Origin of the sequence: Pseudonocardia kongjuensis (assembly GCF_039526905.1) — a bacterium.
In the GTDB taxonomy this organism is placed as follows: Bacteria; Actinomycetota; Actinomycetes; order Mycobacteriales; family Pseudonocardiaceae; genus Pseudonocardia; species Pseudonocardia kongjuensis.
The window spans coordinates 349,392-361,629 of record NZ_BAAAJK010000004.1 but is presented as its reverse complement, the minus strand read 5'-3'; the positions used below and the strand labels follow the sequence as shown (position 1 = coordinate 361,629).

14 protein-coding genes are annotated in these 12,238 nt (G+C 72.7%); 7 read left to right on the top strand and 7 right to left on the bottom strand.

The genetic code is table 11. The annotated features are described in order from the left end of the window. Positions 1-67 precede the first annotated feature (67 nt). Positions 68-1,042, top strand: a complete 975-nt coding sequence (locus ABD160_RS05855) for a glycine betaine ABC transporter substrate-binding protein (RefSeq protein ID WP_344019353.1) — start codon at positions 68-70, stop codon at positions 1,040-1,042. 14 nt (positions 1,043-1,056) lie between these two features. Continuing rightward, positions 1,057-2,016, top strand: coding sequence for a DNA polymerase domain-containing protein (locus ABD160_RS05850; protein WP_344019079.1), 960 nt, complete (start codon positions 1,057-1,059; stop codon positions 2,014-2,016). Positions 2,017-2,019: 3 nt separating this feature from the next. Here ABD160_RS05850 and ABD160_RS05845 read toward each other — a convergent pair whose 3' ends face one another. Together ABD160_RS05845 and ABD160_RS05840 are read right to left on the bottom strand one after the other, a co-directional pair. Continuing rightward, on the bottom strand, positions 2,020-2,199 hold the full coding sequence (locus ABD160_RS05845) for a hypothetical protein (protein ID WP_344019076.1): 180 nt from the start codon (positions 2,197-2,199) through the stop codon (positions 2,020-2,022). Positions 2,200-2,262: 63 nt separating this feature from the next. Beyond that, entirely contained in the window at positions 2,263-2,913 is a 651-nt protein-coding gene (locus ABD160_RS05840; protein WP_344019074.1) for a hypothetical protein, read from the bottom strand. 224 nt (positions 2,914-3,137) lie between these two features. Between ABD160_RS05840 and ABD160_RS05835 the strand changes: the two genes are divergently transcribed. Further along, positions 3,138-3,725, top strand: a complete 588-nt coding sequence (locus ABD160_RS05835) for a hypothetical protein (protein WP_344019071.1) — start codon at positions 3,138-3,140, stop codon at positions 3,723-3,725. Positions 3,726-3,827: 102 nt separating this feature from the next. Here ABD160_RS05835 and ABD160_RS05830 read toward each other — a convergent pair whose 3' ends face one another. Continuing rightward, on the bottom strand, positions 3,828-4,520 hold the full coding sequence (locus ABD160_RS05830) for a YceI family protein (protein ID WP_344019069.1): 693 nt from the start codon (positions 4,518-4,520) through the stop codon (positions 3,828-3,830). Between the two features lie 523 nt (positions 4,521-5,043). On the opposite strand from ABD160_RS05830, the gene ABD160_RS05825 reads away from it, so the two are divergent. From ABD160_RS05825 to ABD160_RS05810, 4 genes are all read left to right on the top strand, one after another. Then, on the top strand, positions 5,044-5,226 hold the full coding sequence (locus ABD160_RS05825) for a hypothetical protein (protein WP_344019066.1): 183 nt from the start codon (positions 5,044-5,046) through the stop codon (positions 5,224-5,226). A 248-nt stretch (positions 5,227-5,474) separates the two neighbouring features. Continuing rightward, positions 5,475-5,741, top strand: a complete 267-nt coding sequence (locus tag ABD160_RS05820; RefSeq protein WP_344019063.1) for a hypothetical protein — start codon at positions 5,475-5,477, stop codon at positions 5,739-5,741. A gap of 9 nt (positions 5,742-5,750) precedes the next feature. After that, complete coding sequence (locus ABD160_RS05815) at positions 5,751-6,293, top strand: hypothetical protein (RefSeq protein ID WP_344019061.1); 543 nt, start codon at positions 5,751-5,753, stop codon at positions 6,291-6,293. 432 nt (positions 6,294-6,725) lie between these two features. Next, entirely contained in the window at positions 6,726-6,920 is a 195-nt protein-coding gene (locus tag ABD160_RS05810) for a hypothetical protein (protein ID WP_344019059.1), read from the top strand. 101 nt (positions 6,921-7,021) lie between these two features. Here ABD160_RS05810 and ABD160_RS05805 read toward each other — a convergent pair whose 3' ends face one another. The 4 genes from ABD160_RS05805 to ABD160_RS05790 form a co-directional block, all read right to left on the bottom strand. After that, a complete protein-coding gene (locus ABD160_RS05805; RefSeq protein ID WP_344019057.1) occupies positions 7,022-7,888 on the bottom strand; it encodes a phage major capsid protein in 867 nt (288 codons plus the stop codon). A gap of 133 nt (positions 7,889-8,021) precedes the next feature. Next, positions 8,022-8,486: a hypothetical protein gene (locus tag ABD160_RS05800; protein ID WP_344019055.1), complete on the bottom strand. Its 465-nt coding sequence runs from the start codon at positions 8,484-8,486 to the stop codon at positions 8,022-8,024. A 154-nt stretch (positions 8,487-8,640) separates the two neighbouring features. After that, positions 8,641-8,919: a hypothetical protein gene (locus ABD160_RS05795; protein ID WP_344019053.1), complete on the bottom strand. Its 279-nt coding sequence runs from the start codon at positions 8,917-8,919 to the stop codon at positions 8,641-8,643. Beyond that, complete coding sequence (locus tag ABD160_RS05790) at positions 8,916-12,065, bottom strand: lytic transglycosylase domain-containing protein (RefSeq protein ID WP_344019052.1); 3,150 nt, start codon at positions 12,063-12,065, stop codon at positions 8,916-8,918. The genes ABD160_RS05795 and ABD160_RS05790 overlap by 4 nt, the downstream gene beginning before the upstream one ends. Positions 12,066-12,238: the final 173 nt, after the last annotated feature.

Below are 12,238 nucleotides of genomic sequence, written 5' to 3'. Positions count from 1 at the left end.
ACGGCGGGGCGTTCCGTGATCGGCTGACCCGCAACATACCTGCGACCTGGGACGACGCCGCGTGAGGATGCATCCGGACCGATCCCCCCGGCGGGCCGCGATGCTCGGCGCGATGCTGTCCGTCGTCGCCCTCGTGGCGGGCGGATGCGCGGGACTGGCCGGCAGCGGTCCGCGGGCGGCGTCCGGCTCGCTCGCCGAGGCCGTCGACCTGACCGGGCAGACCTACGTCGTCGGCTCGAAGAACTTCGACGAGCAGATCGTGCTCTGCCAGATCTCCGTCGCCGCGCTGGAGTCGGTCGGCGCGACCGTGACCGACCGCTGCAACGTCGGCGGTTCCGACGTGACCCGGCAGGCGCTGCTCTCCGGCGACATCTCGCTGTACTGGGAGTACACCGGCACCGCGTGGGCGTCGTTCCTGCAGGAGACCCGCAAGCTGCCCGACGACGAGGTGCTGCGCGAGCTGCGCACCCGCGACCTGGCGGAGAACGGCGTGGTCTGGCTGGACCGGGCCGGTTTCGACAACACCTACGCGTTCGTCGTCGACGGCGCCGAGGCCACCCGGCTCGGCCTGCGCACGATCAGCGACATGGCGGCCTACGTCCGGTCCGGCCAGCCCGGCACGGTCTGCGTGGAGACCGAGTACCACTCCCGGGCCGACGGGCTGCGCGGCCTGCAGCAGGCTTACGACGTCGAGGTCCCCCGGGAGCGGATCTCCGTCCTGGAGCAGGGCCTGATCTTCCAGTCGACCGCCGACGGGGTGTGCCTGTTCGGCGAGGTCGCCGCCACCGACGGCCGCATCCCCGGCCTCGGTCTCACCGTGCTGGAGGACGACCGCGGCTACCACATCACCTACAGCGCGGTCCCCACGATCCGCCAGGACGTGTTCGACCGCGCGCCCCAGGTGGCCGAGGTGTTCGCGCCGATCGCCGCGGCGCTGGACCAGCGCACCGTCCAGGAGCTCAACGGCCAGGTCTCGGCCGACGGGCGGGACGCCCGCGAGGTCGCCAGGGACTGGCTCGCCGAGCGCGGCTTCATCGGCTGAGGGAGGATCCCGCGATGGCCCGCCGGCAGGTGCAGGAGGTCCGCGACGGGGTCGAGCTGACCAGCCTGGACGATCCGGTGTTCGACGGCGCCGGCGTCACCAAGCGGGAGCTGCTCGACCATCTCGACGCGGTCGCGGAACGGATGCTGCCCGCGCTCGCCGACCGCCCGCTGTCGGTGGTCCGGGCCCGGCCCGGGCAGCGGCCGTTCATGCAGAAGAACCTCCCGCGCGGGGCGCCGGACTGGATCCCGACGCTGCCGGTGTGGGCGGAGAGCTCGCAGCGCACCGTGCACTACCCGGTGTGCGCCGACCGCCGGACCCTGCTGTGGTTCGGCAACCAGCGGGCGATCGAGTTCCACCCGACCCTGCTGCGCACCGGCGCGACCGGCGCCGACGAGCTCGTGATCGACCTCGATCCGCCGCCGGACGGCGCGTTCGCCGCGGTCGTCGCCGCCGCCCGGCTGGTCCGGGCGGCACTGCACGAGCTCGGGCTCGACGCCGTCGTCAAGACCAGCGGGGCGAAGGGGCTGCACCTGGTCGTGCCGCTGTCGGCTCCGCTCGGCGTCGACGACGCGTTCGCCGCGACCCGCGCGCTGTGCGCCCGGGCGGAGGCCCGCGGGCCGGACGTCGCGACGACCGCGTTCATCCGGGACGACCGCGGCGGCCGGGTGTTCCTGGACCCGACCCGGGCCGGCTGGGCGACCCTGGTCGCCGTCCACAGCCCGCGCGCCCGGCCCGGGCTCCCGGTCTCCTTCCCGGTGCCCTGGGACGCCCTGGACGACCTCTCCCCCGCCGACGTCACCGTGCGCACCGCCGCCGGGCTGCTCGGCGACACCGATCCCTGGCGGACACTGCGCCCGGCGCCCGCGCCGCTGCCCGAGGTCCTGCTCGACGAGGGCCGGGCCATCCCGGTGCCCCGGGTGCAGGCCATGCACGAGGGGAAGCGCCGCAAGCGGGCCAGGGAACAGGGCTGACGCTCAGCGCGCCCGCCGGTAGATCCACCGGTCCGGGTCGTGGTGCGGGCCGATCAGGTCGTAGTCGGCCGGCTCGCCGCCCGGGTCGGTCAGCTCGATCGTCCGGGGCGGGCGGCCCGAGGGCTCCGGGTCGATGCGCACGAGCTCACCGGCGTAGGGGCCGTCGTCCAGGAACGCGTACACGAGCGGTGATTCTGCCACCGCGCGCGCACACGTCCGGCTCGCCGCCGCGGTACCCGTCGGGTGTCAGTCCGCGGAGCCCGTCCGGGTCACGCTGGTGATCACGAGGGTCGGCACGGTCGTCGAGCCGCCCATCGTGTTGGTGTAGGTGTACGCCTGCCCGACGACCACCTCGGCACGGAACAGGTCGCCCTGGACCAGATCCGCGACCGCGCCCCGTTCTCCGGTGAGCAGCGTGTTGGTCTGATAGTCGTACCACTGACCCTGCCGGACCCCGTCGACGTTGGCGCGGAAGGTGTCCAGCCCCGTGCCGGAGTCGAACTGGGTGATGTGTCCGTGCACGACGATGCTCTCGCCAAAATGGGAGCCCGGGTCCCGGGCGATCTTCTGCCAGTCCCGGGACGAGATCTCGCGGGCCGGCGCGGGCGGCGGCGGAGCGACGGTCGTGGTCGGCGGGGGTGTCGTGCGGGTCGTCGTCCGTACCGGCGCCGACGTGGGAGACGTCCGGGTGTCGGCCGATGCGGTTGCCGTCCCACCGCTCCCGACCGACGACATCACGGCGACCACGAGCGCGGCGACGAGGACAGCGGTGACGGCGCTGCTCGCCGCCATCCACTGCCACAGCGGGCGCTCCCGCCGTGCTCCGGCCGGCCGGTTCGCCTGCGGTACGTACTCGTCGCCTTCCGGCGGGGGCGGGGTGATGTTCACGCCGGGCATGTCCGGTGGGCGACCCGGAGTCGTTACCTGCTCGCCGGGCTCCGACCTGCGGATAGTCAGAACTGATGACGATCGGCCACCTGGCGCAACATGCCCGCGGACATCTCCGACAACCGGACGTGCCCCGCCGTCAGAGTCCACCGTCGCCGTCGTACCCGCCGCCGTTACCCCGTGGACGGTCGCCGTACGAACCTGCGGTACCGCGACGCAGGACGAGGCTCGCGATGTGGGCGCTGGGGCTCTCCGGCTGCGCGGTCCTGATCGGCCCGGTGCTGGGGTTCGGGCCGTTCACGGTGTCGGTGTGGTTGATCGCGACCGTCCTCGCCGCGGTGGCGCTGCGCCGGGCGCAGTCCGGTCGGAGCGCCGGACGGGGCACCGCCGTCGTGGCGCTGGTGCTGAGCGGCGTCGCCTTCCTGGCGATGATCGTCGGCTCGTCCGACTGGTCGGTCGCTCCCGGCGGGAAGGGCGCACTCGTCGTCGCACCGGAGGCGCCACGAGAGGTCACCGTCGCGGAGTGGAACGCGATCGTCCGCGATCCCGACTCACACGCCGGGGAACGGATCGTCGTCCACGGGACCGTGCGTCAGGCCGATGCGAACACCGGCACCGAACTCGTACTGCTCTCCGCCGGACCGGTGCCTGCCGCGTCGTTCGACCATCCGACCACGCTCGCGCTGCGCGGGGACGTCCTCGCCCTGTCGGAGGGGGACACGGTGCACGCCGAGATCGAGATCAACGGGCTGCTCGCCTACGACACGACGCTCGGCGGATCCGACTCAGCGGTCGACGCCGACCTCCTGACACTCCGCTGACCCGGCACGGACGGCCCGGACAGCCACTCGTCGAGATGCGTCTCAGCGCGCATTGTCGATCTCCACCGCGCGCTGAGCCGCATCTCGACGGTCCTGTGCCGTTCAGGCGGGTTCGAACCGCAGCGCGAACCCCACGGTGGCCCGGTCGGCGACCGAGATCCCGCCGACCGACGGGCGGGGGATCCCGTGGTCGGCCAGCGCGACCGGGACCTCCCCGGAGACGGTGAGCTCGGAGGCCCCCCGGCCGACGGTCAGATCGACGGTGACCGGCCTGGTCACCCCGCGCAGGGTCAGCTCGCCGCGCGCCGGGACGGTGATCTCGGACCCGACGGCGGGGCTGCCGGGCAGCTCCACCGGCCCGGTCAGCGCGAACGTGGCCGTCGGGTTGTCCGCCACGTCCATCAGGTTGTCCCGGAACTGGCGGTCCCGGCGCGGGTTGTCGGTGGCGACCGAGGCCATGTCCACCTCGACCCGGCCGGTCCGCACCGCGGTGCCGGAGATCTCGATCTCCCCGTCGACCTCGCCGGTCCGGCCGACCGCGGTGACCTCCTGGCCGAACAGGATCTCGTCGATCCGGTACTCGGCCTCGGATCCGTCCGCGGCGCGCCAGCTGCCGTCGAGCGGGGCCTCGGGCCCGTCGGTGGCCGGCTGCAGGCGCTCGGTGGCCAGCCCGGCCGGGGCGGCCTCGGCGACGTAGGTGGTGTAGACGTATGGGACGGCGGTCACCGCGAGGACGGCGAGCAGGACCCCGCCGATGCTCCACCGGATCCAGTGCCGCCGGATGTGGCTCAGCATGTGTCGTTCCTTTCCGTCGGTCCGGTCGGACGGATCGACCCGCGGCCGGGCGGGGGCGCACGGCCCCGGCCGTCCCGGGACGATCCGGCGGGGGAACGGACGTCCGCGGGCCGCTGTTTCCGGCCGGACCGGACGGGGCGGCGCTTCTTCCGGGCACCGGAAACGAGCGCCCGCCCGGCGCGGCGGGACACCGCCCGGCTCGCAGCGCGGCGAGGCCCGGCCGCGCACCGGACATCCGGCGGCACGGCCCCGCACCGGTCATCCGGCGGCCGGTGCCGGACCGGTCAGGAGCTCACGCCTCCGGGGACCTCACGCCGGGGTGTCGTCGCCGGCCGGACGCCTCGCCCGGGACGGCTGCACCCGCATCGGCTCGCCGGGCATCTTCGGGGTGCCCACCACGAGTGCGCTGTTCGTGTCAAGCACCTGACCAGGTCGAACGCTCATCGACATGGAGCGGTGTCGCGCGGGTTATCCGGCGAGATGTGGATCACCCGTGCTCCGTCCGACACCGAGGGAGCACCACATGCACGAGTACAGCACCGGAACCCTGCTCGATCTCACCGTCCGCGCCGACGGTGATCTCCACCTCACTCCCGGGCACGCGTTCGACGGTCGGCACTGCGACCTGCTCGTCGCGGTCGCCCGCGCCGTCGAGGCCGTCGTGGCGGAGCACGCGGCCGTCCTGCCGGCCGGAGCCGCGGCGTGAACGGGCCGGAACCCGGCACGGAGATCCGGCTCGCGACGTGGAGTCACGGGGTGGTGCCCGTGGTCGCCTGCCCGTTGTGCGGGGCGTTGGTCGCCGCCGAGGCAGTCGAGCAGCACGCCCGCGTGCACGCACTCGACCTGCGGGACGCGCCACAGAGCCGTAACCGGCCGTCTGAGTAGCCCCAGGACAGCGCAGAACAGCCCCGGCAGCATCTACCTGCCGGGGCTGTCTCGTGCGATCGTAGAGCGATGCGGATGACGTGGTGGGACTCCGAGGCCCGCACGTGGCGGTGGTCGGTCGTCGACCGCGCCGGGAAGTCGCGCCGCGGCACGGCGGCGACGCAGGCGCTCGCGGAGTCCGAGGCCCGGATGAACAGTCAGATGCGGGACGGCGAGCCGGACCGGCACGTGTTCGCGCCGTGGCGCACGCACCGGTGGTCGCGGACCGAACAGCGGATGATCCCGAACGTCCGGCCGCGGCCGATGCCGCGCCTCGCGACACCGCCGCAGGACTAGCCTCGCCGCGTGGACGCGGAGTGGTGGGACATCGTCAACGCCATCGCGCAGTCCGTCGGCGCCCTCGGCACGATGGGCGCCCTCCTGATCGCCGCCTTCACCTACCGGGGGCAGGTTCGCGACAGACGGCAGGCTCAGGCCGCACGTGTTCTCACCCGCGGCGTCGCGAACGAGGGCGAGCGCGGCCTCGGCATCAGGGTGATGAACGGGAGCGACCAGTCGATCTACACGGTCGCGTTCGCTCGACGTGTGAACCTCGACGATCCTGACTCTCTCGGCGCCGCGGGACCGCACGGGATAGGGGTCGCGCGGGGTGTCGGGCCCTGGGCCGACGCTCTACTACCCGGCGAGGATATGGCCTACCACCCACCGGACGGCGCCGAGAAGCAGCTCCTCGGCGTCGTCTTCACCGATGCGGCCGGGCGGACGTGGATCAGATGGAACGACTCGGGTGCACCGCGGACCGTCTGGCTGACCCGGGACGCAACACGCATCGAGAGGGCGAGACTCCGCGTCAGAGCCCTCTTCCAGCGCGCGCATTCATCACTCTGAGTTAGTTTCTTGTGCTAAGCAAAGTTTTTGAACCTGGCGCACATCGAAGAGGCCTCTCCACCGGTCTCCGGGAAGGGCCTCGGAGAGCCCCTCCCCCACCCCCTTCGCAGACCCCACCCTTGCGTTTCCGCAGGTCAGGGACTCGCACGCTGGCGCGTGCTCGCGACGGGGCGCGGTGTCGATCACTGGATGATCATGCTTCGACATGCATCGTCGCAGGTCAGGGCACGTGCGAGCCGCCCGCGACGCGGTGGTGATCACTGCGGCGGGTCCGTCCACACCAGCCCACGCCTGGTGGCGGCTACGTACCGTGATGGTGCGTGGTAGTGCACGCATGCTGTGCGTGGTGCACGCAGGCGTGCGTACGGAGTAACGCTGCATCCACTGGATGCGACACGGTGGCGCAGGCACACCACCACCGAGGGAGCAGGCATGGCCGGCACCACCACGAACGACGAGCACCAGTGCACCGAGGCGTGCGGCACGCTGTTCAGCTTCTACGTCCAGGAGGACCGGAGCGTGCACATCGGGATCGGGCACGCGTTCACCGACGACGACGTGCCCACGCTGACGCGGGCTACGAACGCCGTGCATGCCGCGCTCGGCTCCTCACCTTCGGACGGGTAGAACTCCCGCCTACGGCCTGCTGTGACCGCGGGAACGGGTGCAGACACACGAACGCCCCCGCCCCGCGGTGTGCGGGACGGGGGCTCGACGTGCGGGGTGGATCAGGCGAACTCGACGGAGAGCTTCTGGATCGCGGCCGGGTGCGGGAAGCCGAACCCGATGCGCATGATCGCGCGCAGCGCGGTCCGGTCCGACCCGAAGTAGAACGACGTGTCGGTCTCCAGCGTCGCGCCGTCCCGCTGGACGACGTGCACGAACGCCTGCGGGATGCCCCAGATCGTCCCCTTGGCCACGGCCGGGGACACGTACAGCCCGACGCCCTCGATCAGCCGGCGGCCGGACTGCGTCGGGTCGGGCTGCAAGAGGCCCCGGTTCGAGCCGGTGGCCTCCTTCAGCTGCGCCAGTGCGAGCGCGTCGTCCGGGTGCGCCGCCCACGCGGAGACCACGGCGCCGACCTGCTCGGCCTGCGCGATGGCCTGCGCGAACGGGTCGGAGTTGGCCACGGTGACCGGGCCGGGGCTGCTCTCGCCGTCGTTGACGACGCCGACGCCGGCGACGGACTGCAGGCCCGACGGGCCGTTGGTCACGGTGTTGCCGAAGAACGCCGCGTCGACCTTCTTGACCAGGTCGCGGGCGAGGCCCCGGCCGACCAGGTCGAGCGACGCCGGGTCGGAGTCGTCGCGCATCTCGTTGGTGACGGCGGTCAGCGCGGCCAGCTTCATCGGGGTCACGATGATCTCGGCGAGCGACGGCTCGTCCTGTGCGATGTCCGCGCCCTCCGCGGTCCACGCGGCCTGCGCGTCCTCGGTGACGATCGGGATGTGGTAGCGCGACCGGCTGGTCTGGACGACCGTGCTGGTGAGGTAGGCGAGCGACTGCTCGGCGACCGGGCGCTCCACGAGCGCGCCGAACTCGTCGGGCAGGATGCCGCCGCCCATCCCGGGGCCGGCGTTGCGGTACAGGGTCATGGTTACTCCTGGTGGAGGTGCTGGATCGGGGATGCCGCGACACCGGGTCGTGGCGGTGATGCCCACCAGGGGCAGGGCCCCCGCCCGACACGCACCAGGCGGTCGAGCGGGGGATCGTGCGAGGGGGAAGCGGTCAGCGCTTCAGTACGTCGGCCCAGGACGGGCCGTCCGTGGCGGTCGTGCCGAGTCCGGCGCCACCATCGGCGCCGCCCTCGAACCGGCGGCGGCGCAGGTAGCCGCGGTCGGCCGTGAGCGTCGTCGCCGCGGCGGTGACGGCGTCGGCGTTGACCGTGCCGTCCTCGCCGATCAGGTCGGCGAGCGGGGTCTGGCCGATCTCCAAGAGGTCGGCGCCCCGGGCGAGCTTCTCGCCGGCGAGACGGCCGATCTCGGCGCGCTGCATCGCCTCCAGCCGGCCCGTGAGGCCGTCCCGCTCGGCCTCGGTGGCGCGGAGGCGGTCGCGCAGGCTCTTGGCCTCACGGCGTGCACGGGCGGCGTCGTCGCCGCCGGTGTCGTCGTGCTGCTCGGTCTCGGTGGCCTCGGTCTCGGTGGCGGCCGGGTCCTGCTCGACGACCGCGGTCTCGGTGGACTCGTCGGACATGGTGATCATCTCCTGCGGTGGGCGTGGTGGGCGTGGGAACGACCGGCCGGCGACGCCCGACGCCGACCGGTCGTTGATCAGGTGCGCCGTGGACGGCGCGGCGGGGCCGGGCGGCCCAGCGAGCATGCGAAGCAGCGGCCCCGGACGGTCCGCTTCATGCGGCACTCGCGGCAGAGCGGTCGTCGGTCGTCGTCGGGCACACGGACTCCGCTCGGTCGAGTGACTCCCGGACCGCCGCGGACCAGGTGTCGTGCAGCTCGGCGGGGTCTCCGTCGAGCCGTGCGATCGTCGAGGGCCGCGTGAGGTACGCGGAGACGACGGCGTGTTCGAGCCGGTCCCCGGTGAGCCCCGACGGGATCACCGCCTCCCGGATCCACCGGCGCACGTCGCCGGCCGGGAGGCCGTACGCGGTGCCGATCTCGTCGGCGGTCACAGCCGTGCCCTGCGCACGGCGAAGTCCATGCGCTGCTCGAACAGGTCGATGTCGACGGTCTCGCGGAAGTGGTTCTCGTTGTTGATCGTCACGCTCGACGAGGCGCCGTCCCCGCCGCGCACCGCTCCGGCGATGCTGGTGATCGGCGTCGGCCGGTCCAGCACCGACACCAGCCGGTCGAACGACTCGGTCTGGCGCGGGCTGAGCACACGCTCCGGTGCGATGGTGTACTTCGGCATGTACCCGATCCCGGATGCGATGCCGCCCCGGTCGTAGCCGCCGGCCTTGTTGTACGCGGCCGGCAGGCTGCCGTACCGGGCCAGCGCGTAGCGCATGCTGGCGAGGATGTTGGACAGCGGGTCGGTCATCCCCAGGTTGCGCCGCGGGTCGGCGTACGCGCGGTAGGTCGGGCCGATGGTCTGCATCAGTCCGACGGACGGCGTGCCGCGACGAGCGTTCGAGTCCCAGGTGTTGACGATCGTCGGGTTGCCACCCGATTCCTGGTTCATACGGCGCAGCGTGATCCCGAGGTAGCTCGCGGGCTGACCCATCATGGCGAGCGCCTGCAGCGCCAGCGGGGCCCAGCGCTGCACACCGCCGCCCCAGCCGCCGGCGGCGGCACCGACCATGCCGGCCGGCATCGGCGGGAACAGCCGGTCGAGCGCCGACTGAAGGCCCTTCGCGGTCGGCTGGAAGTCCTTCTCGATCACGTGATGGCGCGTCCCGCCGATCTGGCCGCCGGTCGCGTAGCGCGGCACGATGTCGGCGTACCCGGCGTTGAGCGCGGCCATCGCGCCGGAGCCCTGCTCGCGGCTGACCCGCTCGCGGATCACCCACTCGCCGTTCGAGCCCATGATCGGCACGGAGTCCGACGTCCCGGTCCCGGGCCCGACGATCGGGCCGCCCGAGGCGCGGCCGGCCCAATTCTCGGCCATGTTCGCCGACGGCGTCCGGACGTTGACCAGCTGCTCGATGTTGCGCTTCAGCTCCGCCGACTTGGACACCGCGTCGGCGAGCCCCGGGGTCTTGAACTCGGTCGTCACCTGCTCTGGGGTGAGGCCCAACTCGCGGATGTACTTGTTCGCCTCATCCTTGGACATGCCCATCTGCAGCGCCGTGCGGTAGAGCTGGTCGCGGTGGCGGTTCGTGAGGTCGGTGATCTCTCGGGTGCTCGCGCCGTGCTCGCCCTTCGCCCGCACGTCGTCGAGCGCGGCACGGGCCATGCCCTGCAGCGCCTCCCGGTTCCGGAGACCGGCCGCGGTGTTGATGTCGACGTTGGCGCCGTTGTCCTTGATCGACTGCGTGGCAGTCTGCAGCGCCCGGTGCCAGCTCAACTGCGTGTCGATCGCGCCGAGGAACAGGTCCCGCTGGCGGGACACGCTGGCGGTGTGGGTGTCCACTCCCAGCGCAGCGGCGCGCTGCTGTACGTCGGCGTCGCGTGCCGCGGTGTTCAGGTCGCGCTGCGCGGCGATGGCCTGCGGGCTGTTCGCGCCGAACTCGCGGACAGCGCGGTTCAGGTCGTCCTGCGCGAACACCTGACGTGCGACGGCCGCTTCGGCGGCGGACAGCCCGGCGAGGTACTCGCGACGGCCCTCCTCTACCAGCCGCCACGCCTCGGTCTCCTCGGCGAGCGCCTGCGCGTTGGCGTCGATCTTGCCGGTCAGCTCCCCGATGGCCTGCCCCATCGCGGCGCCCTCGGTCATCCCCTGCATGACTGCCTTGCGGTCGCGCAGCCGGCGGAGCTCGCTGTCGAACGCCGCCGTCGTCGTCATCGTGCCGCGGACGACGGCCTCGGCCGACTCCATGGCCTTGGATCTGACCTGGTCGTACGACCACATGATCCCGGCGAGTGCTGCAGCGCCGACCACGACGGCCGGGCCGAGGCCGCGGAGCATCCCGGCGAGCCTGCCGGCGGCGCCGGAGGCGGCCCCGCCCTTGCTGGCGAGCCCGTCGAGCAGGCCGATGACGGCGGTCGGCTTCATCGCGGACATCGCCTTGAGGCTGAGGTTCAGCGCGCCCAGCGCGGCTGCCACGCCGAAGATCACGGGGCCAGCACCGGAGTCGGCAACCATCTCGACAGCGGTCGCGATGCCGCGGATGGCACCGAGGACCGGGCCGGACATCGGTGCCGCGGCCTCAGCGACGGCGAGGATGGCGCGGGAGATCGCGCCCAGGGTGGCGCCCACCTGCGGGCCGACCTCGCGGACGTAGTCGCCGAACGACTGCACGTCAGACGAGAATCGCAGGCCCTGGCCCCACTGCGCGAACTCGCGGGACAGCCCCCGCGCACCCGCGAGGACGTCGTCACCGAACGCGACGTCGAACCCGCGCGCCATCCCGAGAACGCCGCGGCCGACGTCCATCGTGGACCGGACCAGCGCATCCAGGACCGGCCGGGCGCGGCCGTCGAGGTACTGGACGTACTCGCGGGCACCCGCGGAGTCGAAGGTCCGCCCCTGCTCGGCCGCGAGGTCGCCCATCGTGCGGGCCGTCGTCCCGACAAGCTGTTCCACCTGCGGGAGCAGCGTCATGATCGACTTCAGTCCGGACTCGGCTCCCGGCAGCAGGCCGGCCTGTGCGGTGTTCCGCAGCTCCCGCAGCGGGCCGCGGAGGCTGTGCAAGTACCGGGTGAACCGCTGACCCTCGACGGTCAGGTTCCGCTGTGCCTCGCGCAGCTTCTCCAGGTTCGCGGCGGTCGGGTCCAGCTCGTACGCGCGCAACGCCTCCAGGGCGTCACCAACGCCCTGGAACGCCGCGATGCCTGTACCCGCGGCGGCAGCGACCACACCGACCGTGCCGGCCAGCCCGAGCAGCCCGGCACCGGCGACGGCACCGGCGGCGACGCCGGCCGGCCCCAGGGCGGCGATCGCAGAGCCGAGAACACGGATCTCGCGAGTCTGGCGATTCAGGTTGCCGGTCCCGATGCTGATCTGGCGGGACTTCAGCCCGCCCATCTGCCCCTGCATGCGCTTCATGCCGGCCTCGGCGGACTTCGTGTCCAGGTCGAGGTGGGCGCGGTAGCGCGACCCGTCAACCCGCTCCGCCTCCAGCCGCAGGTACTTCGTCGCTGCAGCGGCCTTGGCGATGTCATCTACGTACCCCTGCACTCGGGCGTGCAGGCGGACGGTCACCACCCGGTCTGCCATCAGCGCACCCCCCGGGCGCTACGGCGCGGGGTGAGCGCGCGGTTCACGGCCAGCCGCGCCCGGCAGCCCATGCACCGCTTCTGAGCCCCGGAACGGGGCAGGTACAGCTGACCACAGTCGACACAGTCCTTGTGTCGGATCGGGATGCCGGTGGGACCGCGCATGAGAAGCCT

What these genes read in the sequence shown, in the direction of transcription:
- ABD160_RS05805 (WP_344019057.1), bottom strand. Translation starts at nt 7,888, where the DNA reads ATGACCCTGTACCGCAACGCCGGCCCCGGGATGGGCGGCGGCATCCTG.
- ABD160_RS05850 (WP_344019079.1), top strand. Translation starts at nt 1,057, where the DNA reads ATGGCCCGCCGGCAGGTGCAGGAGGTCCGCGACGGGGTCGAGCTGACC.
- ABD160_RS05810 (WP_344019059.1), top strand. Translation starts at nt 6,726, where the DNA reads ATGGCCGGCACCACCACGAACGACGAGCACCAGTGCACCGAGGCGTGC.
- ABD160_RS05835 (WP_344019071.1), top strand. Translation starts at nt 3,138, where the DNA reads ATGTGGGCGCTGGGGCTCTCCGGCTGCGCGGTCCTGATCGGCCCGGTG.
- ABD160_RS05855 (WP_344019353.1), top strand. Translation starts at nt 68, where the DNA reads ATGCATCCGGACCGATCCCCCCGGCGGGCCGCGATGCTCGGCGCGATG.
- ABD160_RS05830 (WP_344019069.1), bottom strand. Translation starts at nt 4,520, where the DNA reads ATGCTGAGCCACATCCGGCGGCACTGGATCCGGTGGAGCATCGGCGGG.
- ABD160_RS05800 (WP_344019055.1), bottom strand. Translation starts at nt 8,486, where the DNA reads ATGTCCGACGAGTCCACCGAGACCGCGGTCGTCGAGCAGGACCCGGCC.
- ABD160_RS05820 (WP_344019063.1), top strand. Translation starts at nt 5,475, where the DNA reads ATGCGGATGACGTGGTGGGACTCCGAGGCCCGCACGTGGCGGTGGTCG.
- ABD160_RS05790 (WP_344019052.1), bottom strand. Translation starts at nt 12,065, where the DNA reads ATGGCAGACCGGGTGGTGACCGTCCGCCTGCACGCCCGAGTGCAGGGG.
- ABD160_RS05825 (WP_344019066.1), top strand. Translation starts at nt 5,044, where the DNA reads ATGCACGAGTACAGCACCGGAACCCTGCTCGATCTCACCGTCCGCGCC.
- ABD160_RS05840 (WP_344019074.1), bottom strand. Translation starts at nt 2,913, where the DNA reads ATGCCCGGCGTGAACATCACCCCGCCCCCGCCGGAAGGCGACGAGTAC.